The following is a 25,280-nucleotide window of genomic DNA, read 5'->3' as shown; positions in this document are numbered from 1 at the left end:
GAATCATAACTTGCTGCTTTTCATTAATATGTCCGAAGCGCAGTTAGACCATCAGAAAAAGCTTTGCCTAATTGTGGTACAATATAGGGGATGGTCATTTCATACTGGGAGGGATTTATATGTCTTTCACTGTTCAGATTGGTCAGCAAGCACCAGATTTTACGCTTCCGGCGACGGATGGCAAAAGCTATTCGCTGCAGAGTTTTGCCGATGCGGACACGCTGGTCGTATTTTTCACCTGTAATCATTGTCCTTATGTCGTTGGATCGGACGAGCTCACGCGCAAGACGGCCATCAAGTTTAAGGAAAAGGGCGTTGCTTTCGTGGGCATTAATGCGAACAGCATTGCTACAAAGCCGCATGATTCCTTCGAGCATATGGTGGAGCGAATGAAAGAGCTGGAGTTTCCATGGACGTATTTGCGCGATGACACGCAAGAGGTAGCCAAAGCTTATGGGGCGCTGCGTACGCCGCACTTTTATGTTTTTGATAAAGATCGCAAGCTGGTTTATACGGGCCGGGGAGTCGACCAGCCTAAAGATTCGAGCAAAGTAACGGTTTATGATTTGGAGCGTGCGCTTACCGAGCATACGCTGGGCAAGGAGGTGTCGGTGCCGTACACCAATCCGATTGGCTGCAACGTCAAATGGGATGGACAGGATGAGCACTGGATGCCGGTTGAAGCTTGCGATCTAGTATAAAAAATAACGGATTGACAGCAGCATCTGCGGGTGCTATTATGACTTTAATAAATTCAAAGTATTCGGGTAGGAATTAATATAATTAAGACGCTGTATGGAAACGGCAGGAGGTTTTGGACATGGAGAAGCATCTGGTATTGCGCCATGAAGGATTGGAGCTGGCAGCTACGCTGCATTATCCGACGGATGAGAAGAAGAACGACGACTGCAAACGGCAGGCGATCATTATTTGCCATGGTTTTGTTGGCAGCCGCATCGGTGTGGACCGCTTGTTTGTCAAAGCAGCCCGCGCCCTTGCAGCCCAAGGCTCGTATGTGCTCCGCTTCGATTATGGCGGCTGCGGCGAGAGCAATGGCGATTACGGCTCGCTTGGCTTCGACAGCATGGTCGATCAGACGCGCACAGCGCTTGACTACATCACGAGCATGGAATGCGTCGACCCGCGCCGGATTGTATTGCTTGGACATAGCCTAGGCGGAGCCGTCTCCATTATGACAGCCGTCAAGGATAGACGGGTCAAGCGCCTCCTTCTATGGTCGCCAGTTGCTTATCCCTTCAATGATATTGTCCGAATTGTCGGCAGAAAGGGCTATGATGAAGCGGTACAATCCGGCTCCGTTGATTATTCCGGTTTTACGCTGAAGCCCGTCTTCTTCGACTCTCTGCTTGAGCATCAGCCGTTCCAGGCGGCAACACGCTTCTCCGGCGACGTTCTGCTCGTTCATGGCACGAGTGATGAGCTAATACCGGTCGACTACAGCTTCCTTTATCAGAAGGTGTTCTGGACCCGCAGCGAGGGGCTGTGCGACAAGGAAATTATTTTTCAGGCGTCGCATACGTATTCCAACCGCCAGCATCAGGAGGAAGCGATTCGCATCAGCTCCGAATGGCTGGAGGGACTAGATAAGAAGCAGCAGGAATGGCATCACTGGAGCATTTAAACTGGAAAAAAAGTAGTGCCGCTTACGGCGGCATCCGGCTTTATGGCAGGACCTGTCACGCGGGACTCACGCGTGGGCAGGTCCTGTTTTTGCTTAATCTGTTACTCCTTCTATCATCCTGTGGTATAGTAGAAAGGTAGAAAAGGCAGCAAAGCTGCTTTTGCGAGCTTTTTGTTGCGTAAATTGTCATGTTATCTATCACGCTAGAGGATAGATTTGAAATTATAAAAATATAGGCATTTGTAAGTTTTAACTTAATAAATGCTTATATTTCTCGGATTGAAACGCGCTGCGCCCCAAAAGGATGTCAACAGCCGTTTCATCTTGGATCATTCGGATAAAGGCGGGTATCATTCATGAAATTGGGAAAAAGAATCGGTTTAACGTCCAGTATTCTGCTGCTGCTTGTACTGCTTGCGGCATGTGCAGGAGGCAGTAAGGGGGAAGCGGTTCCATCCGCTTCGCCAGAGCCAAGCGCTTTGCCAAGTCCTAGCGTATCGCCGGGGGCACTGCCATATCAAGCGCCATTAACGGGAGTTGGTCGTCAGACAGAAGCATTGGAGCGGCCAATTGCTGTTATGATCAACAACTTGAAGCCGGCTCGCCCACAATCGGGATTGTCGAATGCCGACGTCGTGTGGGAGGTGCTTGCAGAAGGGGGTATTACGAGGCTCGTTGCCGTGTTCCAAAGCACGGATGCCTTAACCGATTCGCTTGGCCCGATTCGCAGCATTCGGCCTTATTTGATTAATATTGGCGAGAGCTATGGTGCTGTGCTTGCGCATGCGGGTGGAAGCAATGACGCATATGCGATTTTGCAGCAGCAGAAGAAGCCGTATTTGGATGAAATATCGAATGCGGGTGCGTATTTCTGGCGGAGCAAGGAGCGCAAGGCGCCGCATAATCTGTATTCGGACTTAGAGAAGCTTCGCTCCGGCGCGGAGAAGAAAAATTACAAGCAGGACACAGCGGTGCCGGCCTATGTGTTTGCCGAGAATGGCGCAGCCGAGGCGACGACGCCAGCGACGGCGGTCACGATTCATTTTACGCTGAAGGATTATAAGGTTTCTTATGCCTATGATGAGGCGAGCAAGCTATATAAGCGTTCCATCAACGATGAAGCGCATATTGACCTTAACAATAATGAGCAGCTTGCGGCTTCGAATCTGGTCGTACTGGCTGCAAGCCACAAGACGCTGGACAATGAAGGCAGGCTCGCGGTTGATTTGCAAGCGGGCGGAGATGCGATGCTGTTCCAGCAGGGCCGGATGACGGAGGCGTCGTGGGTACGGGCGCCGGACAATATGATCCGGATCGTGAAGGATGGCAAGGAGCTGGCTCTGGTGCCGGGCAAAACCTTTTTCCACATTGTCCCGAATACGAAATCGATTGCTGATCATGTGATGTATGGGTAAAAAAAGCACGGTTCGGAAACACTTTTAGCAGGTGAAGAGTGCTTCCGTGCCCGTGGCAATATAAGCTTAGGCGCTGTCTCTTTACGAGGCGGCGCCTTTGTTTTGGAAGCGGAGGAAATGAACGTTATGACTGCTTGGATTGAAAAAAAGAAATTTTTTTCATGAACGTTAATATTCCGTTAACAATTTTAAAGTAAACTGTGTTAAGATATTCTGGGCTTATCCACCAAAGGTCGACAAAATGCCCAAACAAAACATCCAGCCGGTAAAGGGGATTACGATGTTCAAGAAAAAAGATATTTTCTTTAAAACGTTTGAAGAAATGGCCGATGCGCTCGTTGTCGCTGTTGAATATTTCTCAAACGGATTGTCGGATTTGTCCGATGTCTCTGCTTTCGCCAAGACGATGAAGGAATACGAAAGCCAGTGCGACAAGTATGTGCACACGATTTTGAAGGAATTGAACAAAACGTTCATCACTCCGATTGAACGAGAAGATATTATGGCGCTGACGACCTCGCTTGATGATGTGCTGGATGGAATCGAGGCATGCGCTTCGCGTTTCGAAATGTACAACATCAAGGAGAAGGATGAGTACATTCAGCTGTTTGGCGACATTTTGCTGCGCTGCGCGCATCAGATCAAGAAAGCCATTTATTTGCTGACACAGAAGAAGCTGCTGGCGATTCGTGAGCCGAACATTGCGCTGAATGAGCTGGAAAATCAAGCCGATGATCTGCTTCGCGTATGTATTACAAGCTTGTTCGCGAACGTAAGCGATCCGATTGAGCTGATGAAACGCAAGGAAATTTATGAAATGCTGGAGCAAACGACCGACTATTGCGAGGATGTTGCCAATACGCTGGAATCGATTATTATGCGCAATAGCTAACGCGGAAAGTGGGAGTCAACTCTAATGGATTCATATATTTTATGGACGGTTGTCATTCTGGCACTCGGTTTTGATTTTATTAACGGCTTCCATGATACCGCGAATGCGATTGCGACGTCGGTATCGACCCGTGCGCTCAAGCCTCGTGTAGCGATTTTGATGGCTGCGGTGATGAACTTCCTCGGTGCGATTATGTTTACCGGGGTAGCCAAAACGATCGGAAGCGGCGTTGCGAATCCGGCTGATTTGCCGAATGGTGTCGAAGTCGTTATCGCTGCGCTCATATCGGCTATTATCTGGAACCTGGTTACGTGGTGGTTCGGTATTCCGTCCTCCTCGTCCCATGCGCTCATCGGCTCGCTGGCTGGTGCGGTTATTGCTGGTTCAGGCATTGGCACGATTAATGCTTCTGGTTTTACAGATATTGTTAAAGCTCTCATTTTATCGCCGCTGATTGCTTTCTCGGCTGGTTTCATCATTATGTGGCTGCTCAAGCGGATTTTCGCCAAATCGAGCCCGCATCAGGTGAACAAGGGCTTCCGTTTCAGCCAAATCGTAACGGCAGCCTTCCAATCGTTCTCGCATGGCACGAATGATGCGCAGAAGGCGATGGGAATTATCACGTTCGCGCTCGTTGCGGCGGGAGTTCAAGATAGTTTGGACGTTCCGCTATGGGTTAAGCTGTCCGCTGCTCTGGCGATGGCGCTTGGCACGTCCGTCGGCGGCTACAAAATCATTAAAACGATGGGTACGAAGATTTTCAAAATCGAACCGATCAATGGTTTTGCTGCCGATGTAGGCTCGGCTGTCGTTATTTTGACGGCTACGGTGCTGCATTTGCCAGTAAGTACGACACATGTTATCACGTCCTCGATTCTCGGTGTAGGCAGCGCGAAGCGCTTCTCCAGCGTGAAATGGTCGATGGCGGGCCGCATTTTGGTCGCGTGGGTCATTACGATTCCGATCACGGTCCTGATGGCAATGGCCGTCTACTGGGCAATGGATTGGTTGTTCATTTAAGCTCGCATAGCGTTTAGAAGCCCGGTCCGTAAATGGATGCGGGCTTTTTTGTTGGGCGGGGAGGGCTGGACGGTGAAAAATAAAGCTTCTGCCAGCAGCGGTTGCTGCTGGCAGGAGGGGCGCGCCATGCGGGGCTGTTCGCTTCGCATGGCGGAGGAGGCAGGCCGGTTAGCGGCGCTGCCTCCGCTGCCGGGGCTTAGCGCCGGCGTTTTTTTCTGCGTCTGCGGGCGGCGGGACTTGAGCCAGAGCCGCTGCCGGACTTGCGGCGCTTGCGCTTAGGGACGAACTCTTCCACGTCATCGGTGGCGTCGTCATCGGCCCCTTTTTTCCCAAAGGAGCCCATAATCACCTTCACGAGCGGAGCCATCTGGGATACGCTGCTCATCACCTTCTGAACCTTCGTCACCGTGGTCAAAATGCCGTCAATGCCGCCTATGCGGTCGACAAAGCCTTTGATCTCTCCCAAATTAGCGAGCGAGAATCCGCCGGCTTTGGCAGGGGCTACGGTTTCAGCAAGCTCGGCTGCTGTAGCTGGAACGATAGTTTGGGACTCCGGCTGTACGGCTTGAACCGATTGAAGCGGAGGCTGAAACTCTGGAATCGCATTTTCATTCAGTAGGCCGGATACGCTGGCGTTATGGTTAACGGCGGGGCTGAGCTGGCTCGGCCCCTGGCGGCTGCTGCGATGCTGGAAATGCTGCGGCTGCTGAGCATGCGGGTAGCGGGGATATTGGGGATAGCCGCCGGGATTATTGCGATAATTCACGCTGATCACCCTTTGATTTTTTATAGTCGAATCGCCGTGCCTCATGCCGTGCCTCATGGCGGAAGGCTCTGCCTGTGGAAGACGAGGCGCGTTGTGCAGAGCGGTCATGGCGAAGCGCGGGCTCCCTCGCCAATGCGGCGGTGAAGCGGTGTACACTTGGTATTAGTCTATGGCATAGGCAAACGTAAGGATTGGACGAATGTCACGGGTATTGAAGAAAAATAACGGCAGATGCCCCACGTTAGCTCTTCTGTTCTGTAAAGCGTGAATACGGTAATGCTTGAAAAAAACGGGTAAAAAAGCTACAATGTGAGCATTGGAAGTCCGGTTTGAAGACTAGAGGAGTGAAGAATATGCAGCTCAAAAAGCTGAACGATAAAGCGGTAGATCAATTGTTTGAGGCCATCTTAACTTTAAAGTCCGTTGAGGAATGTTATGTGTTTTTTGATGATTTGTGCACGGTCAATGAAATTCAGTCGCTATCGCAGCGTCTGGAAGTAGCGCGCATGCTCGGCAAGGGCAGCACGTATAATCAGATTGAAGCGGAGACAGGGGCGAGCACGGCTACGATCTCGCGGGTGAAGCGCTGTTTGAATTATGGCAACGACGGGTATAAAATGGCTTTAGAACGTTTAGGACGGTAGGTGCGTGAAAGCCATGAAAAAACCCGGCATTCTCGTTATAAGCCACGGCTCGCGCGATGCGCAGTGGGTGCAGCTTGTAGATGAAGCAGTAGAACGGGCAACAGAGACGATGCAGCGGGCCGATGTGCCCGTGTATTCGTCTTTTCTTGAAATTATAGAAGGTCGGGTTATTCAGGACGGCATTGATGCGCTGGAGGCGCAGGGCGTAAACGAGCTGTATGTGCTGCCGCTGTTCATTTCATCAGGAAGTACGCATATCGATGAGATTGGGCAGGCTTTTGGCTTTGCGCCGATATCGGATTTTGAGGGTGATCTGGGTACATTTCGGGTGAACGCGCATGTTCATATGGGCTTGCCGATTAATGATGATCCAGAAATCGCCGAGCTGCTGCTGCAAAATATGAAGCCGCTCAGCGAGGAGCCGAGCCGCGAAGCGCTGCTATTAATTGGCCACGGCAGCAAGGAGCCGGTGTTTCATGAGCGCTGGCAGCAAGGCCTCGATGCGCTAGCTGGTCGTATACGCGAGCTGGGCGGTTTCGCGCGCGCGGAAACGGCTATGCTGCTGCCTGATCAGGCTGCTGAGCGGTTGAGAGGCATGCAGGTGGAACGGCCGGAGGATACGGTTATCGTCGTGCCGTTATTTTTGAGCAATGGCTATTTTACGAATGAGGTCATACCGGAGCGCTTGTCGGGACTAGACTATCGCTATAACGGCAGGCCGATGCTGCCTGATCCGGCGATTGAGCGCTGGCTGGTGCGGAATATGACGGATTGGCTGGCGGGACTGGAAGCCTTATAATAGGGGAAAGTGGAAGGAACGCACGGGACGATAGGGACGAAGGATGAAAGGCACAAAGGATGAAAGGCACGAAAGACGAAAGGTTACGAAAGACAGGAATTACGCATGCGCGAAGGCGATAGGTAGGCCTGCCGACACATGGGAAAATGGAAAAGGCTTGGAGGTCACGCTGATGTCAGCATATAAAAGAGCAAGATTGATCTATAATCCTTCTTCCGGCAGGGAAGAAATGAAGCGCAGGCTTCCAGATATTTTGCAGCGGCTGGAGCGCGGCGGCATCGAGACGAGCTGCCATGCGACGATAGGCGAAGGCGATGCGACGCTTGCGGCGGCCGAAGCCGCGGAGCGCGGCTATGACCTCATTATTGCGGCGGGCGGCGACGGAACGCTGTATGAGGTTATTAATGGGCTGGCGGAGAAGCCGAATTTGCCGCCGCTGGGCATTTTGCCGCTCGGGACGACGAATGATTTCGCTAGGGCACTGGGCATTCCGAAGCATTGGGAATATGCGGTCGATCTGATCATTCAGCAGTATACGCGCCCGATTGATGTCGGCAAGGCGAATGAGCGTTATTTTATCAACATTGCTGGTGGCGGCTCGATGACGGAGCTCACGTATGATGTGCCGAGCAAGCTCAAGACGATGATTGGGCAGCTGGCGTATTATATGAAGGGCATGGAAAAGATGACGCGCCTCAGCCCGACGGAGCTGAAAATCCAGGCCGCAGGCGTTGGCGATTTTCATGAGGAATTTATGCTTTTTCTCATCTGCAACAGCAACTCGGTTGGCGGGTTTGAGAAGCTGGCTCCAGACTCGAAGCTCGACGATGGATTGTTTGACGTTATTTTGCTGCGAAAATGCAATTTGCCGGAGTTTATCCGCCTCGTGTCGCTCGCGCTGCGCGGGGAGCATATGAATGATCCGCATATTATCCATTTCCGCACGAATGAGATGAAGGTCACGACGCCAGACTACGTGCAGATCAATCTCGACGGCGAATACGGCGGCAAGCTGCCGTTTACGTTCTCGGTACTGCCTTCGCATTTGCGAATTTTTGCCGATGAGATGGGCGAGTCGACCTATCGGTAGTATAATGGATTTATGTGAGCGTGAAGTGGATAGATAAGATCAGGGATTCGTATATGATGGCGAGTCATTTTGTGAAAAAGAATAAGAGCAGAAAGTTGGCCGCTTAGCGGCCTGCTTGCGTTAATGGCGATATAGAGCGGAGCGGGTAGAGCAATGAACAGAAGGAATAACAGAGGTGGCGGCGGACGTGGGCGCAGCAGTTCCCAGTCGAAGCCGCCGGAGAATGTGCCGGTAAGCAAAAATGAAGAGGTCGTCCTCGATATTATCGGACTGACGCATGACGGGGAAGGGGTAGGCCGCGCTGAAGGCTATACTCTTTTTGTGCAGGGCGCACTTCCTGGTGAGCGCGTGCGCGCTAAGGTCATGAAGACGAAGAAGCAGTATGGCTATGCGCGCTTACAGGAGCTGCTGGTTGCCAGCGACGACCGCGTTGAACCGCCATGCGACATTTACAAGCAATGCGGCGGCTGCCAGCTTCAGCATATGGAGTATGGCGCCCAGCTGAGCTGGAAACGCCAGCATGTGGTGGACAATCTGGTGCGGATCGGTAAGCTGAGTGTGGCTGGGGAAGCGGAGAAGGCACAGGTTCAAATAGGCGGTTCTGTGGAAAATAAAGCGGCGGAAGCGGCCGTTATTGTGCATCCGACGATTGGGATGGACGAGCCTTGGCGCTATCGGAATAAGGCGCAGGTGCCGATTGGCATGATGACAGGCGGTCATGCTATTGATAGTGATGATGCGGAGAGTAAGCTGATTGCTGGTTTTTATGCGCGCGGTAGCCACAGAATCATTGATATGGACGATTGCCTGATTCAACATGACCGCAATGATGAAATTGTGCGGGCAGTGAAGGCGATTGGCCGCGAGTTAGGCGTAACTGGCTATGATGAGGAGAGCGGACGCGGCGTGCTGCGCCATGTGATGGCGCGTACGGGTTTTGTAACGGGCGAAATGATGGTCGTGCTCGTAACGAACGGACGCAAGCTGCCGCAGGCTGAGCGCTGGGTGGAGCGCATCCGTGAGGAGCTGCCAGGTGTGACGAGCATCGTTCAAAATGTGAATGAGCGGAATACGAATGTGATTTTTGGCGATGAGACGAAGGTGCTGTGGGGCAGCGACGTTATTTATGATGAGCTGGACGGCATTCGCTTTGCGATATCGGCGAGATCGTTTTATCAGGTGAACCCGCTGCAGACGGTGGCCTTGTACCGCAAAGCGGTGGAATATGCGGCGCTGACTGGGACGGAGTCCGTCATTGACGCTTATTGTGGGATAGGGACGATATCGCTGTTTCTGGCGCGGCAAGCGGGGCGTGTCTACGGCGTAGAGATCGTGCCGGAGGCGATTGAGGATGCGAAGCGTAATGCGGAGCTGAATGGTATTGGGAATGCTACGTTCGAGGCAGGGCCTGCCGAGGTCGTCATTCCGCGCTGGCGCGAGGAGGGCGGTATTGTGCCCGACGTCATCGTCGTCGATCCGCCGCGCAAAGGCTGCGATCCAGAGCTGCTGGAGACGATTCTGGCGATGCAGCCAGAGAGAGTCGTTTATGTGAGCTGTAATCCGTCGACCTTGGCGCGGGATTTGCGGGTGCTGGAGGATGGCGGGTATCGGGCGGTTGAAGTGCAGCCGGTGGATATGTTTCCGTGGACTACGCATGTGGAATGCGTAATAGGAATACAACGAATCGATACGTAGAAATCCTTTGTTTTCAACACTTAGTGCGATTTATGACGTTCACGTCAGACGGCAACGACTTCAAAAATAAGCTGCTCAAAGACAAAATCGAGTTTTCGGTCGTTTTGGACTTAGATTTGGACGTCGAGTGGGTAGATATGTAGTGAAGTGTAAAGAGCGTCCCTGAGTGGGCGTTCTATTTTATTTCTTTTGGTTGAGTTTAACAGGTGGATGCTCCATACTATATCAATATATATCCAATAATTGAACCGGGGTATTAATGCCAAGACATATGTATAAAGTATGTCGATGAAGATTCAAATTAAAAATATCCGTGAAGATAGGATTTTATCGTCGGACAAGATGAATTATTACGAGGAGATGAATAATCTATCATGTCTTGTATACTGTGTTTTTTTGATAATTCGTTTCAAAAAAAGCTTAAGAGAGCGTCTTTTGGTTTGGATACCTTCATTGAGAGGTTAGTATACTATAAAAATTCATTCATGGAACATTTCCAGACTTTGCAGCCAGTTACTGAATGCGATTGTGAATTCCATAAAATGACGGTCAGTGACCCCCTGTATATAACTTTTTGTGAGGATGTACAGAAAGACTTTCAGACGAAGGCGACTTATGTTGAAAAATTATTCGATAGTTTAATTGATATTTATCAAGCGGTAATAACAAAATCTCCTGATGTAAGAAACAAGCTTTTTTCATTCATTAAAGTGAATACAACCGGTTATTCATCGAACGCCCCTGCGCAATTTGCTGAGATGCTCTTCAGGGCAAGGCCTACTGGAAATTATGATCCTAATAAAATTCATGAGTTGTTTCATATCCCATTTTCTAAACGGCATTTAGTATCCAGCCAACGGTTTAGTGTGGCTGGAAGACCGATGCTGTATTTGGCCAAGTCGATTCCTACAACTCTTGCTGAACTTGATCTTCCATATGATTCACTAAATTACTCCTTGTATTTCCCAATTTACAGTTATTTTTATCGTTTGGGAAAAGGCATGTATAATATCACTAACTCCATTGATCTTACATTAAATCAAATTATTGGACTCATGATTCTGCAGGGTTCACAAATTCAATACAACAATTACACATTTACTTTTTCAAAACGAAACGCAGATAAACTCCTAGGTGATAGTGTTTTATTCCAAGTCCTTACTTTTCCTAAAAAAGAAGAATCTACTGTGATCGAAGAGTATATTTTGCCTCAGTTTTTTACCGATTTTTTGGAGAGTAGTGGTTACACAGGTCTAATTTATCAATCAACGAAGGAACTACGAGAATTTAGTTCTGAATTAAAGTATAAAAGCCTCGACTATAACTATTGCTTTTTTATACCGGAGACAGAACATGGAGACTATAATGAGAAATTTTTAGGATTGTTTTACTGTGTAAGCCAAGGGAACAAGGATCGGGATAGGACAATAGAAGAGGTAAAACAGTTGTTAGAGGAATGTCGTGTTGTGATAAAAAAATCCAATTATCTTTTAGATGAATATATCATTCTTTTAGGGAATATTGAACGTCATATTGAAAATATGGAAAGATTCAATTTTAACGGACACATGTATTATGAATCCGAATTGGGGAAAATTGAGGCAACATTAATGTTTTCATTTCTTTTGAAAATTGAGGATGTTGTAACCCATCCTATCAAATTTAATATTATTTTAAAAAATGAATCATTCTAACTGTGAATAGTATAAGAATATCCAAGAGAACGCCCCTGTAACTTCGGAGGCGTTCTCTTTTCATATATATACTTTTCAGGAAAGCCGATTGTCTGAACTTGAAGGTTCAGCGCAGTCGGCTTTTTTGCATGAAAGGGTTTATGGATATAACTCACGTTGGCATTTATGCGGGTAATGGCAAAGTAATGGATGCTTCGTTCAGCCGGGAGCAGGTTGTGTATCGGGATTTGTTTGACTCTAAAAAAATAATGTTATTAGGCAGGCTGTAGTGACTGTGCGGATATATATAATGTAAGACTGTCAACTACGATTGTACCGCTGCTCTAACTTGGTGCCATATTTTTAGCAGGTCCTAGAAACTCCTAAAATAAAGTTCTGATATCGCTGAAATAACTTTGTATTCTTGTGAAAAAACATTGAATATGTTGTAAGTATCAAGTAATATGTGTTTATTATGCATGTGGGGGATTTCTCATGAAGGTAAGCTATATTAAGCTGTGGAAGTTGCTTCTGGATAAAAATCTCAAAAAGACAGATTTGTTAGGACTAGCTGACATTAGTACTACAACGCTTGCCAAGCTATCCAAGAATCAGCCAGTCAGTATGGAAGTGATTGGGCGTATTTGTAAAACGCTTTCTTGTGATTTTGGCGATGTCATGGAATTGATAACAGACGATGATCATGAGAAGTAGGAGTGATTGTCATGTTTAAGGAATTACCATACACATCGTCTATTAAAGATATGCCGTTTATGTTTTACGAAATGCGTAGAACGGCAATACTCCTATGTGAAAAAAGAACAGCTGAAGACATTGTCGAGATGTCTTTACAAAAGAATATTTATCAACTGGAAAAAGAGAAACGCCGTAGGGATGTTCCTTTACGCATGCTTAAGCGTCTTTCAACAATCAGCATGCCTCTAATTAAGGTTGTGGCTGACGGAAATGAAGAGGATGCAAAGTTTATTGCATTTCTGTCCTTAATGAAGGCAGATCGATTGCTTTTTGAATATATGCGAGAAGTATACGCTGACAGATATCATCATAGCCAAGGCGAACTAGCAGATAAAGACTTCATTAACTTTATTGAACGTAAAGCGCAAAATAACGATTCTGTTGCCAAGTGGACAAGCACCAATCTTGTTCGAATTAAAAACACCTATAAGAATGTTCTCTGCGAAGCAGGTCTTGCTAAACGCAATGGGAACACACTACTCATACTGAAACCGATTTGTGAACCACAACTACGTGTATTGCTAGGTGAAGCTAACTCGATTTACGCGAAAGCAATGCTTCTGGAGGAATAAAGGGATGATGCCACTCAATAAGCGTCTTGATTTAATTGAGCCTAAAATTTTGGGTGAAAGTTTTCGCACCGGAAGAGGCACGGCGAACGAAGTGAATTTTTGGATTTTTGACTACGAAGCGGAGGATGAAATGGTTGTTCGCTCCCATGTTGATGCGCTGATTGATCGGATCAATAGCCTCTATGATGATGTACGCATAGTGAAATACGATTTGTATGATCTCATGCTGGATGTTCTAAGAGAAAAGAATTATCTGGAGAAAGTCATTGCCATGGAGGAAAGCAAAGGGAGCGATGCGATTATTAATCCTATTAAGAAGACTTTACGGCTCACCCTCGACGGTGATTTGATTATTGGTAAAATCACAAAAGAACTTGTGCCGGAGCGAGACGTCATTTTTCTTACAGGTATCGGAAAGGCGTGGCCGGTAATTCGCTCTCACACGATTCTGAATAACCTGCACAGCCGTGTTGATAAAAATGCACTTGTTATGTTTTTCCCCGGCGACTATACGAATGAACTACGGCTGTTTGGGGAGATTACCGACGATAATTATTATCGGGCGTTTAAGTTGATCGAACGATAGGAGTGAGAGGATATGAAAATCAATGAAATGTTTCAAAAACATATTGACAGACCAATTCAGGGTGTCGTAAAAATCGGTCAGGATTCCACCGAAATGATCACACAAGAACTGGATGAATACGTTGTAACCAAAGAATTGCATAAACACTTTGATAAATTCTTTGAGAACTACCGCAAAGGCAATCACCACCGTACGGACAAGATGGGGGTTTGGATTAGCGGCTTCTTTGGAAGTGGTAAATCCCACTTTCTGAAAATCCTTTCTTATCTGCTTTCTGACAAAGAGTATGACGGCAAGAGAGCCATTGATTTCTTTGAGGGAAAAGTTGCTGATGCCCGTGTCTTGGCCGATATGCAGGTTGCCGCAGATACAAGTGCCGATGTGGTTTTGTTCAACATTGATGCGGAAGCGGATGCCGACTCAAAAATCAATAAAGATGCCATAGTTAAGGTGTTTATGAAGGTGTTTAACAAGATGCAGGGCTTCTGCGGCAGCATGCCGTGGATTGCCGATCTGGAACGCCAAATGATAAAAGATGGTGTGTACGATGCCTTCAGTGCTCGATTCAAAGAACTGTCCGGCAATGACTGGGTTGATGCCCGTGAAGACTTCTACTTTGAAGAAGACAACATCGTGAAAGCGCTGGCCGACAGCACTAGAATGAGTGAGGATGCGGCTCGGAGCTGGTATGACAAGGCAGAAAAAAATTACTCCATCGATATTAGCGCCTTTGCTCGTAAAGTGAGGGAATACATAGAGGCTAAGTCAAAGAATCTAGGTAAAAAACACTTTGTTATTTTTCTGTGCGATGAAATCGGACAATATATTGGCAGCGACAGCGGCCTTATGCTGAACCTGCAATCGGTAGTAGAGAGCCTTGGGAACGAATGCGGTGGGCAGGCATGGGTGGTTGCTACTAGCCAACAGGATATTGACTCCATCACAAAGGTTGACCGGGATAACTTTTCTAAGATCATCGGTCGGTTTGACACTCGCCTTTCCCTGTCATCCGCAAACGTGGACGAAGTGATCAAGAAAAGGCTGCTTTCCAAAACGGTAGCAGCAGCTGAAAAGCTGCGGCTTTTGTATGCTGATAAGTCAGCCATTCTCAAAAATCTGATCACGTTTTCGCAGGATACACCAGAGAAACGTCTGTACTCCACAGAGGGAGATTTCATTGATGTTTATCCGTTTATCCCGTATCAGTTCAATCTCCTGCAGGCGGTGTTCAGCGGTATCCGTACCCATGGTGCGTCCGGCAAACATTTATCTGAGGGAGAACGCTCTCTGCTCAATGCGTTTCAGGAAGCTGCCATGCAGTACAGGAACTTCGAGGATGGTACTCTGATTCCTTTCGATGCGTTTTATAAAACGGTCGAAACCTTTCTTGACCACAATATCCGCAAGGTGATTTCCGATGCTGTAGACAGCGCAGAACGCAATGATGGTGCGCTCCAGCCTTACGATGTAGAAGTTCTGAAAGTACTGTTTATGGTCAAGTACATCCCCAATGTGCTGCCGGCTAATCTGGAAAATATCACAACCATTATGTTACAGAACATTGATCAGGATAAAATCGAAGCAAAGAAGAAAGTGGATGCCTCCCTACGCCGCCTGGAGCAACAAAAGCTGATCATCAAAAACGGCGATCAGTTTATCTTCTTGACCAATGAAGAACAGGACATCAACCGGGAGATCCGTGAAATCAAAATTGACACCAGTGAGATTATTGACAAGGTGGGCGATGACATTTTCTCTGTCCTGTTTGGCTTAAATAAGAAGTATCGGTATAGCGACCGTTATGATTATGCCTTCAATACCATAATCGATGATCGTCCCCGCGGCGCACAAAGGGAAGAAATCGGCATCCGTGTCTTGACGCCCATGTATGCTCATGGGGGGGCAAGTGACATGGAGATAAAGTCTCTTTCCATGCGGGAGCGCAATGTAATTGTATCCCTCTCAGATGATATGTCGTTCATCGAGGAAATGAAGCTGTCTCTACAGATTGAAACTTTTATTCGGCGTACAGCGGGTAAAACCACGACTGATGCAGTGGAAGATATCAAAACCACAAAAATCCGTGAAGGCAAGCAGCGCGCGGAACGCTCGCGGGAACTGACTATTGATTTGTTGAAACGAGCTGATATTTATGTGAATGGAAGCCGTCTCGACATCAAAGGAAAGCAGCCGACAGACCGCATCAATGAGGCATTCCGAGTTTTGGTGGAAAGCATCTACACCAAACAAAACTACATCACCAAGCCGTTTTATACGACCGATAGTTTGAATGAAATCCTGACCGTGCGGGATATGCAAATGACCCTTAACGGTATGGAAGAAAAGGAATCAAATCATCTAGCCATTAGCGAAATGGCTGATGTGATTAACCGTAGTTCTTTCAAGAATATTCCCATCACCATGCGCAGTCTGAACGAGCAGTTCGGAAAAATGCCGTATGGCTGGAAAGAGATGGACATTGCAGGAATTGTGCTGACTCTTTTTAAAAATCAGGAGATTCGAATAGACTTGAATGGCGAAACTATTGCTATCGGTGACCTGAGCGTAATATCTTATGTAACTAAACGAGAATACCTCGACCGCATTGTAATAAAAACACGAGTAAAGATTTCTCCGGCGCTGCTCATCAATGCCAAGAGTCTTGCTAAAGACGTTTTCGGAAGAAGTGATGTCCCTAGTGATGAAGATGGCTTGATGTTACGAATCAAAGAGTTTGCGACAAAGGAACTGGATCGGCACGATACTCACAACCCCGGAATTAAGCAGCTTCTGGACGAATACAATAAGGTTCGCTATCCTGGCAAGTCCGTATTGGAGGACGGAAAAAAACTGCTTGAGCTGTTGATTAAGATCAAGGAAATTAAGGCGTTTTTCGAGTATCTACAAGCTGAAAAGGATTCCCTCCTTGATTACGAGGAAGACGCTCAGGACGTTAGAAAATTTTTCAAGAATCAGCGTGAGATTTTTGATAAGGCGCTGCACATGCTCACGATTTACGAAACCAATCGCTCCTATGTGCTAGATCCTGAAACAATCGGGCTGGTGGAGAATATCGAAAAAATCACTCGCCTGTCGTCGCCGTATTCGGAGATACACAAACTTCCGGAGTTGGTAGAAGGATTTATGGCTCGATTTGTCCAATTGCTGGATGAAGAATGCAAGCCCATCCGCGACGATATAGAGGCTGACAGGGCGACGACTTATGCTGATCTTGAGCGTCGCTCCTTCAAAGAGAATTTCTCCGGCAAGGTTCGTGACGAGTTCTCGGCGTTGCTGGAGAGGCTTGCGAAAGCCAATAACATTTACGAGGCCATTGCTATGCGCACGGAGAGTGACAGGCTAAAGAAGCGCTTCATCCAGAGTTTTGATGAAGAAGAAGCCCGCCTTGCAGCGCGACACGGAGGAAATATCAAAGACGCTCCGCTGGTGCCTTTACGTAAAACAAAAGATGTTAGTCTGAAAACGTTGATTTCTGGCACAAGCCATATCTCAAACAAAGGCGACATTGACAAGCTATTGAATGAGCTTCGGGCCAAGCTGGAGGCTGAACTTGACAAAGACACGACGATACGGATTATATAAATGGAATTCTGCAAAGGGAGCTTAGGATAAGATGAACAAGACAGCAATCAAAAACTATGCCGTCGCCGCGCGTCGGAAGCTGATTGAAGCAGTCCGGCAGAAGGCATTCTCCTTATATATCTACGAGAATGGCGCAGAGCCGTCCGATGTGGCTGCGGCAAAGTTGCGCGCTAACAGTATCTATCTAACAGATAAGCAGATGGAAGCGCGGCAGAAGCTATGCGCTCACCTTGCGCAGCTTAGCAATGATATGGATAACAAAAAGGCGTATCACCATGTGGTGGAGGAAGTGGCTTACACTTGGTTTAACCGTTTGATCGCTTTACGCTTTATGGAGACCAACGATTTTCTCCCTTCTGGCATCCGTATCCTTTCCAGTGTGGAGGCAGGCCGGGCCGAGCCGGACGCCATGCGAGAGGCAGAGCGTTTGCCCTATGTGGACCAGGATAAGATCAGCGAATACCGCTCCGATACCAAACCCGGTGCGTTTGAAAAGCTATACAAATATATCCTGATTTCTAAGTGCAACGCTCTCCATGACATCCTGCCAGGAATGTTCCAGAAGATTAACGACTACACCGAGCTGCTTCTGCCTGATGCCCTTTATCAGCAGGGCGGGATCGTCCACGATTTGGTGAATGCAATCAGCGAGGCTGATTTCAAAGATCAGGTACAAATTATCGGCTGGCTGTACCAGTATTACATCTCCGAGAAAAAGGACGAGGTATTTGCGGATCTCAAAAAGAACATCAAAATCAACAAGGAAACCATACCTGCCGCCACCCAGCTTTTCACGCCAGAGTGGATAGTTAAATACATGGTAGAAAACAGCTTAGGACGGCTGTGGTTGGAGCGTGACCGTGCAGAATCCAGCCTGTCCGACGAGTACATGAATGCCACCTACTATGGCTGGAAGTATTATGTGGAAGAAGCCGAGCAGGAGCCAGAGGTTGCTGAACAACTGAAAGCTCTGGTGGTGCAGAACCCGGTGAAAAGCCCTGAGGACATTAAGCTAATTGATCCCTGCATGGGCAGCGGGCATATTTTGGTGTACGCATTTGATGTGCTACACCAGATTTATTTAAGCCAAGGCTACGCCGAGCGAGAAATTCCTAATTTGATTTTGCAGAATAATATCTACGGGCTGGATATCGACGAGCGAGCAGCCCAGCTTGCTTATTTCGCGCTGATGATGAAGGCTCGTAGTTACAGTCGCCGCTTTCTCCGGCAGGATAACATTCCTCAGCCTCATGTTCACGCCGTGATTGAATCGGACGTAGCACAGACATATCATCTGGACTCTATGGGCGATGGAATGAGCGAGACTGATCAGGAAGAGTGTAAGGAAGGGCTTGGCTATTTGATTGATCTGTTCCGTGACGCTCGTGAATATGGCTCCATCCTGAAAGTTGAACAGAAACTGGACTATGATAAGCTGCGGAATTTTGTGAAATCCATGCGCCCCGGTCAGATGGATATTTACGATGGGGATATTGAGGGTGTGGGAGATACTCTGGTGGAGATTTTGGACATTGCTAAGAGCCTGACACAGAAGTACGATATTGTGGTGACAAACCCGCCGTATATGGGTAGTAGTGGCATGGGGGTAAATTTATCGGAGTATCTAAAAAAGCATTATCCTGATAGTAAAAGTGATTTATTTGCTGTGTTTATTGAACAGTGTGGGTACTTATTGCAAAAGCACGGATATCAAGCAATGATAACAATGGAAAGTTGGATGTTTTTGTCCAGCTTTGAGAAATTACGATCCAAGGCCTTACAAAATAATGCGATAATAAATCTTGTACATATGCCGTACTTAGGTAAAGGTGGTACAAGTCTAGGCATTAGTTTTGGCACAGCAGCATTTGTTTTGCAAAAGAACGCTCTTACTCAATATGTGGGACAGTATATGTGCATACGGTATTATGAAACTGACAACAAGGGGGTGCCTTTTGAATTTCCAGTAAAGAATGAGCGGTATAAGCAAAAAGCAATAATTGATTTAGAGAGAGTCCCTGGACGCCCTTTAGCATATTGGGTAAGTGAGAAAATTCTCTCTTCTTTTGAAACAGGTGAACCAATACAGACATTTGCACCACCTAAGCAAGGACTTGCAACTGCGGATAATGATAGGTTTTTACGCCTTTGGTTTGAACCTCGAATAACTGATATAGGCTTTCATATGAAAGATAGTGAACAAGCTGAAAAAAGTGGTTTGAAATGGTTTCCCTACAATAAGGGTGGCCCCTATAGAAGATGGTACGGGAATAGAGAATACGTTGTGAATTGGGAGCAAGATGGCTACGAAATTAAAAATTTCAAAGATGCTTATGGAAAAGTTCGCTCTCGACCGCAAAATCAACAGTTTTATTTTAAACCTTCAATTACATGGTCTGATTTGACAAGTGCAACATTTTCAGGAAGATATTGCGAGGCTGGTTTTCTTTTCGACATTAAAGGTTCAAGCGGTTTTCCTAAGCCTCATAATCACTATTATGCTTTGGGTTTACTTAACTCTGTTATTGCTCAGAGCTTGATTAACATTCTCAATCCAACATTAACAACACAAGTTGGTGATATGTCGAGAATACCGGTGGTAATATCAAGTAAATATAAAAATGTAATAGAGTCTAATGTAATGGAAAATGTGCAGATCGCTCAAATAGATTGGGATTTTTTCGAAACTTCTTGGGATTTTCAAGCACACCCACTAATTAAATTCAGAATGGCCGGAGATTATGCTTGTGATGTAGCAAAGCCAATGGGTAGCATTTCATCTGCTTTTGAAGCATGGGAAATGTTTGCTGACGGACAGTTTGAAACACTCAAAGCCAATGAAAAAAAACTCAATTACATATTCATTGAAATCTATGGGTTGCAGGACGAGTCAACTCAGGAGGTTGAGGACAAGGAAGTAACTATTCGCAAGGCAGACCTTGGCCGTGACATCCGCAGCTTTCTATCCTATGCTGTGGGCTGTATGTTCGGGCGGTATAGCCTTGACGAGCCAGGGCTTGTGTTTGCCGGCGGCGAGTTTGACATGTCTCGTTACAAGACCTTCCTTCCGGAGGAGGACAACATTCTCTCCATCGGCTCTGAAGACTACTTCGACGACGACATTGTACTGCGCTTCGCCGAGTTTCTCCGTACCGTCTACGGAGACGCCACGCTGAATGAAAACCTGAACTTCATTGCGGATGCTCTGTATCCCAATGCCAACGGTTCTGCGAAGGACAAAATTCGGCGCTATTTCCTCAACGACTTTTACAAAGATCATTTGAAGATATACCAGAAGCGCCCTATCTACTGGCTGATGGACAGTGGCAAAAAAGACGGCTTTAAGGCGTTGTTTTACTTGCACCGTTTTGACAAATATACAGTGGCGCGGGCGCGTACCGACTATCTACACCCGCTACAGCGCAAGTACGAGGCAGAAATAAGCCGGCTGGAGCTGCTCTCCGCTTCTACCGACAACGCCCGTGAAAAAGAGACTTACCGTAAAGAGGTCGAGGCGTTGCAGGCCAGAATTGACGAATGTCGCATTTATGATCAGGTGGTGGCTCATATCGCTCACCAGCAGATTGGGCTTGACCTTGATAACGGGGTGAAAGTCAATTACGCAAAATTCCAGGGCGTAGAAGTGCCCAAGGATAACGGTAAGGTCGAGGAAATGGACTTATTAGCGAAGATTTGAGGTATAATATTATTATCAGAATTGTTCAAAAGGGGATATGAGGGTGTGAAGAAGAGGGGCAGGAATAGATTGCCCCTCAAAGCGCGCGGACGTCAATCTCCTCCTTCGACCGCTTGGGTTCGACGTCATAAAAGACCGCGTGACCACCCATAAAGTCAAGGCCTTCGAATCTTGCCGTTCACTAGGTACGGGGATACATGCGCCGCGGGCAGTAACCGTTTGGCATGCTACTCATCATCGTCCATGTGCTCGTAGAGCTACCGCAGGTTCACACTGCAGTACGAATTATTTATGTTTGAAGGGAGTGGCCATTGTGGGATTTAAGAAAATATATTTAGAAAATTTTACCGTGTTTGATAAGGTTGAAATGGATTTTTCTCCTGGGATTAATGTGTTCATTGGAGAAAATGGAACAGGAAAAACGCATTTATTAAAGCTTTTATATGCTTTTTGTGACAGTGACACGCTGTCACAGAACTCAAAGTTGCTGTTTTTTGAAACGTTATGCCAATGCTTTCGCACCGAAGAGCTTAATACATTATTTAATCAGATAAGGCAGCCTCTGAAAACCACTATTGAAATAAACAACAAAAAATTTTTGTATCAGGCGATTTTCAAGGATAGCATATCGGATGACGAGCGGCTAGAGCCGCCTTTGAATAATGTAATGATAACTTTTCAAATAGAAGGTCAGAGGGAAAAAGAAAAGCTTCAAACTGCTTTCATTCCTGCAAAGGAAATGCTGACACATGCAGGCATTGAAAAAGATTATGTAGAACGTTATGTCCCATTCGACAAAACACTTGTAGACATTCTGTTTAAGTCAGGGATATCAGAATTGCGTACTTTACCCCCTGCATCTCAAGCTATACTGGATAATATAAAACAGATTATTGGAGGCACGGTGTTATTTGAAAAAGATAAGTACTATATCTTGCACAATGATCACAACAAAGTTAGCTTTCAAAGTGAAGCGGAAGGATATAAGAAACTATCTGTTTTGTGGCGCTTGATTGAAACCGGTCTGATTGCAAAAGGTACGGTTCTGTTCTGGGATGAGCCCGAAGCGAATATCACACCCAAGCATATGCCATTGCTGGTTGACATGCTGTATGCTTTGCAAGGCGCTGGAATTCAAATTTTTATAGCGACGCATGATTACATTTTAGCGAAATATTTAGAATTAAGATCTTGTGATGACAACAGCATTTACTTTCATTCACTTTATAAGCAGGATCATACTGTCGCATCGGAAAGTGGTAAAAAATTCAAAGATTTACAGCATAACACTATTGCAGAGGCTTACAACAAATTGCTTGATGAAGTTTTCGATAACCAAACAAAGGGGTGACTTTGTGGCAGGAGGTATTTATATTGAAGAAAAAGGGAAATATAAAATTGACTGCACATCAGCATTATGGGCAACAGATGAAATTCATACCGATTATCATTCTCTAGGACTATCCATATTATGTGACGCGGACTTTGTTGCAGAAACCCAAGATCATATATATTTGATAGAATATAAAAATGCCAATATCCCAGAAGCCATTGCCCATAATTCTACTTTCAACCCTGCTGAGTCAAAATACATTGATAAAGTAGCTAGAAAGTTCTATGACAGCCTTCATTACTTGGCAGCTAAGGGGAAAAGAAAACCAGTAAAGTATATTTACATCGTAGAATATCCTAATGCTGGGACTACCGATAGAAAAATGCTTCGCAATAAAATCGCTACCAGCTTGCCCTTTGCATTGCAAAAAGGGCAAGCAAACGTGCTCATTGATGATTTTCAAGTGGTTTCAATAGAAGAGTGGAATGAAAGTGAAGAATACTCTCAATTTCCACTTACGCCGGTACAGCGGGGGGCGGCTACATAATGAACCTGACCGAAGTTAAAAAATCGTTGGAGCGACAGTTTTCCCGTGAGCTTTCGCAAGGTAGTCGACGCAACATTGTCTTTTGGTACGACGAAGAAGGAGTGTTTGCCGAGGATATCGACAACCTGTTGCTCCCTGATGTTAAAATTATCAAACTATACGACAACAACATGTTTGCCGTTAAGATTTACATAGAGGAAACCGACGGGGAGAGCAATCTTCTGGTCTACTCGCCATTACCGCGTCCGAGCAATCGGGAAAACTGGCTCACCGACACTATCAAGTACAGTCAAACTTTTTCCGCTGACGAAACCTCTAACAACATGCTCGTTTTAGGCGTGGGGGGCGCTTTGCGTTCAGTCGTGACTAAGTACAAGCTGTTCTTTCGAAACAGCGAACGCTTTAAAAGATTGGAAGCCTACGCTCTAGGGCCGGTGTATACCGAAACTAGGATTGATCTTGGCGTTCATTCTGCCCTGTGTAAACTGCCTGCACCTAATCTTGATAATGTGGTGCGGACACTTTTGATTGAGATGGTAAACGGTGAAAGCACTATATACGATAGCATTGTCAAATTCGGCGATACTGATGCACTGTGGCAGATGATACATAAGAACTACGGTTATGATTTCAATGAGCAGAGCCTTGAAAAATTGGCGATTTTACTCCTCTGCACACATCTTTTCCACAGCCTAGGTGGCAATATGCCTAAGGAATGGCAGTCCTATGTGTCTGATAACTCCAACTGCTTCGTCTTCGTGGACAACCTAATGAAAAACAGTCCCCTCTGGGATGCTTACAATAAGCTGGCTGTCTATGTGTCCGAAAAGCTGGGACTTTCCGGGCGCGCATGGAAGTGGGCGATGGACGAAATTGTGGAATGTGATACTTTCCAAGACTTCGACACGTCCATTATTGCTCGTATCCGTGACAATATCGTACAGGGAGTCGGGGAATATGAGCGTTACCGAAAAATCATACACAGCCGCAAGAATCGTCGCTATTATAAGCAGTTTGCCGGCGAATATAGTATCTTGTTGTATGCCTGTGAATATCTGGAGTTGGCACTTAAATACAAAACACTTCCGGGGCATACCCTATCTGAGTTGTTCGAAGGGTATGTGAAGAACTATCATCGTTTAGACAGCAGCTATCGACACCTCATTCATGCCTTTGATAAGCTTATTGACAACGAGGCTTATCGTCCATTGTATGACCAGATTGAGAACAGTTACACCAACTGGTATTTGAATGAGCTGTCTATGAAATGGTCTGCCCTGCTTGATGAGGAAACGATATGGCAGGTGCCCGGCGTCACGTCGCAACAAAACTTTTACGATAAGTATGCCCGCCGCTCTATAGACGATGATGAACGCATTGTGGTTATCATATCTGATGGTTTGCGGTATGAATCAGCGGTGGAACTGAGTGCTCTGCTCAACCGTGAGCAGAAGGGTTCAAGCGAACTGGACGTAATGCTTGGCGTCCTTCCTTCATACACAGCCCTGGGTATGGCTGCATTGCTCCCTCACAAGAGCATTTCAATCACCGATAAGGCAGACATTGAGATTGATGGCATTTCCAGTAAGGGGACTGAAAACCGTAGCAAAATCCTTCGACAATATAAAGCAGAGTCCATCGCCATCCAATTTGATGATGTCATGAAAATGAAACTGTCCGAGAAATTTACGGGCATCAAGCTTATTTACATTTACCACAATGCCATTGATGCGAGGGGCGACAATGCCGCCACCGAAAACGAGGTTTTTGATGCTACGGAGAAGACCTTTGACGAGTTGAACAGGTTGGTACGTAAATTGCGCAATGACATCAGCGCCATTAACATCCTGATTACAGCAGATCACGGATACCTCTACCGCCGTACCAAGCTGGAGGAGCGGGATAAGACGCCCAAAGAAGACGCCGTCAGCATCCTTTCCAAGAGACGTTTTATCCTTGCAAGAGAGGATGTTGACAAGCAGGGTACGCAAAGTTTTTCCATGGATTATTTGACAAAAAAAGAAGCCTCTGGCCTGTATGCTGTGGTTCCCCGTGCGACGAACTGCTTCAAGGTGCAGGGTGCTGGAAGCGGCTATGTTCACGGTGGAACCAGCCTGCAAGAGATTACCGTACCGATTATTCGCTTTAAGAGTGACAAGAATCTGCGGGGATCTATGGGAGCAAAAAAGGTATCGCTTGGACTTACCAATTTGTCTCGAAAAATTACTAGCGTAATTACGCATCTGACCTTCTTCCAGAATGAGCCTGTGGACGAAAAGAACTTGCCGATACGGGTGACAGCATATTTTGCTGACGCAGTGGGCAATCGTATTTCCAATGAGAACATCATTATTGCGGATAGTACAAGCGGCAAACCGGAAGAACGCAGCTATAAGGAAAAATTTACGCTGAAAGATATGGCGTATGATAAATCTAAAGAATATTATTTGGTTCTTCTGGATGAGGAAGAAACCGTGAATAAAGAGATTGAAAAAATCCCCTTTGTAATTGATCTTGTATTCGGAGGCAGTATTCAGTTTTAGAAAGGCA

General features: G+C 46.5%; 20 protein-coding genes. 19 read left to right on the top strand and 1 reads right to left on the bottom strand.

Annotated elements, in window-relative coordinates; translation table 11 throughout:
* Positions 1–119 precede the first annotated feature (119 nt).
* The 5 genes from BBD42_RS03815 to BBD42_RS03795 all read left to right on the top strand — a co-directional run bounded on the left by BBD42_RS03815 (position 120) and on the right by BBD42_RS03795 (position 4,969).
* The gene (locus BBD42_RS03815) at positions 120–701 is read left to right on the top strand and encodes a thioredoxin family protein (RefSeq protein ID WP_099517068.1); all 582 of its coding nucleotides are present in this window, start codon (positions 120–122) and stop codon (positions 699–701) included.
* 119 nt (positions 702–820) lie between these two features.
* On the top strand, positions 821–1,642 hold the full coding sequence (locus BBD42_RS03810) for an alpha/beta hydrolase (RefSeq protein ID WP_099517067.1): 822 nt from the start codon (positions 821–823) through the stop codon (positions 1,640–1,642).
* A 356-nt stretch (positions 1,643–1,998) separates the two neighbouring features.
* Positions 1,999–3,057: a DUF3048 domain-containing protein gene (locus tag BBD42_RS03805; RefSeq protein ID WP_099517066.1), complete on the top strand. Its 1,059-nt coding sequence runs from the start codon at positions 1,999–2,001 to the stop codon at positions 3,055–3,057.
* A 280-nt stretch (positions 3,058–3,337) separates the two neighbouring features.
* The gene (locus tag BBD42_RS03800; protein WP_056032854.1) at positions 3,338–3,949 is read left to right on the top strand and encodes a DUF47 domain-containing protein; all 612 of its coding nucleotides are present in this window, start codon (positions 3,338–3,340) and stop codon (positions 3,947–3,949) included.
* Positions 3,950–3,973: 24 nt separating this feature from the next.
* Complete coding sequence (locus tag BBD42_RS03795; RefSeq protein WP_099517065.1) at positions 3,974–4,969, top strand: inorganic phosphate transporter; 996 nt, start codon at positions 3,974–3,976, stop codon at positions 4,967–4,969.
* Positions 4,970–5,165: 196 nt separating this feature from the next.
* On the opposite strand, the gene BBD42_RS03790 is transcribed toward BBD42_RS03795, so the two are convergent.
* Positions 5,166–5,735, bottom strand: coding sequence for a hypothetical protein (locus BBD42_RS03790; protein WP_150131504.1), 570 nt, complete (start codon positions 5,733–5,735; stop codon positions 5,166–5,168).
* 353 nt (positions 5,736–6,088) lie between these two features.
* Between BBD42_RS03790 and BBD42_RS03785 the strand changes: the two genes are divergently transcribed.
* From BBD42_RS03785 to pglZ, 14 genes are all read left to right on the top strand, one after another.
* On the top strand, positions 6,089–6,379 hold the full coding sequence (locus BBD42_RS03785) for a YerC/YecD family TrpR-related protein (RefSeq protein ID WP_046231556.1): 291 nt from the start codon (positions 6,089–6,091) through the stop codon (positions 6,377–6,379).
* Between the two features lie 13 nt (positions 6,380–6,392).
* Positions 6,393–7,178, top strand: a complete 786-nt coding sequence (locus tag BBD42_RS03780; protein WP_099517063.1) for a sirohydrochlorin chelatase — start codon at positions 6,393–6,395, stop codon at positions 7,176–7,178.
* Positions 7,179–7,350: 172 nt separating this feature from the next.
* Complete coding sequence (locus BBD42_RS03775) at positions 7,351–8,268, top strand: diacylglycerol kinase (protein WP_099517062.1); 918 nt, start codon at positions 7,351–7,353, stop codon at positions 8,266–8,268.
* Between the two features lie 153 nt (positions 8,269–8,421).
* The gene (gene rlmD / locus BBD42_RS03770; RefSeq protein WP_099517061.1) at positions 8,422–9,963 is read left to right on the top strand and encodes a 23S rRNA (uracil(1939)-C(5))-methyltransferase RlmD; all 1,542 of its coding nucleotides are present in this window, start codon (positions 8,422–8,424) and stop codon (positions 9,961–9,963) included.
* Positions 9,964–10,337: 374 nt separating this feature from the next.
* A complete protein-coding gene (locus BBD42_RS03765) occupies positions 10,338–11,657 on the top strand; it encodes a hypothetical protein (protein ID WP_099517060.1) in 1,320 nt (439 codons plus the stop codon).
* A gap of 140 nt (positions 11,658–11,797) precedes the next feature.
* Positions 11,798–11,926: a hypothetical protein gene (locus BBD42_RS32535; protein WP_257790763.1), complete on the top strand. Its 129-nt coding sequence runs from the start codon at positions 11,798–11,800 to the stop codon at positions 11,924–11,926.
* A 205-nt stretch (positions 11,927–12,131) separates the two neighbouring features.
* A complete protein-coding gene (locus BBD42_RS03755; RefSeq protein WP_099517059.1) occupies positions 12,132–12,350 on the top strand; it encodes a helix-turn-helix domain-containing protein in 219 nt (72 codons plus the stop codon).
* An 11-nt stretch (positions 12,351–12,361) separates the two neighbouring features.
* A complete protein-coding gene (locus BBD42_RS03750; RefSeq protein WP_099517058.1) occupies positions 12,362–12,964 on the top strand; it encodes a DUF1819 family protein in 603 nt (200 codons plus the stop codon).
* A 4-nt stretch (positions 12,965–12,968) separates the two neighbouring features.
* Positions 12,969–13,550, top strand: a complete 582-nt coding sequence (locus BBD42_RS03745) for a DUF1788 domain-containing protein (protein WP_099517057.1) — start codon at positions 12,969–12,971, stop codon at positions 13,548–13,550.
* A 12-nt stretch (positions 13,551–13,562) separates the two neighbouring features.
* Positions 13,563–17,153 carry a BREX system P-loop protein BrxC gene (gene brxC, locus BBD42_RS03740; protein WP_099517056.1) on the top strand — a complete coding sequence of 1,197 codons (3,591 nt, stop codon included), beginning with the start codon at positions 13,563–13,565 and terminating at the stop codon, positions 17,151–17,153.
* Positions 17,154–17,184: 31 nt separating this feature from the next.
* Positions 17,185–20,850, top strand: a complete 3,666-nt coding sequence (gene pglX / locus BBD42_RS03735) for a BREX-1 system adenine-specific DNA-methyltransferase PglX (RefSeq protein ID WP_099517055.1) — start codon at positions 17,185–17,187, stop codon at positions 20,848–20,850.
* A 313-nt stretch (positions 20,851–21,163) separates the two neighbouring features.
* Entirely contained in the window at positions 21,164–22,201 is a 1,038-nt protein-coding gene (locus BBD42_RS03730; protein ID WP_099517054.1) for an AAA family ATPase, read from the top strand.
* Between the two features lie 4 nt (positions 22,202–22,205).
* Positions 22,206–22,730 (top strand): hypothetical protein, encoded by a 525-nt coding sequence (locus BBD42_RS03725; protein ID WP_216364917.1) that lies wholly within the window; start codon positions 22,206–22,208, stop codon positions 22,728–22,730.
* On the top strand, positions 22,730–25,273 hold the full coding sequence (gene pglZ, locus BBD42_RS03720; protein WP_099517052.1) for a BREX-1 system phosphatase PglZ type A: 2,544 nt from the start codon (positions 22,730–22,732) through the stop codon (positions 25,271–25,273). Before BBD42_RS03725 ends, pglZ begins: the two co-directional genes overlap by 1 nt.
* Positions 25,274–25,280: the final 7 nt, after the last annotated feature.

The organism is Paenibacillus sp. BIHB 4019, assembly GCF_002741035.1.
GTDB lineage: Bacteria > Bacillota > Bacilli > Paenibacillales > Paenibacillaceae > Pristimantibacillus.
The sequence above is the reverse complement of the archived record's forward strand: the minus strand, read 5'-3'. Positions and strand labels throughout refer to the sequence as shown.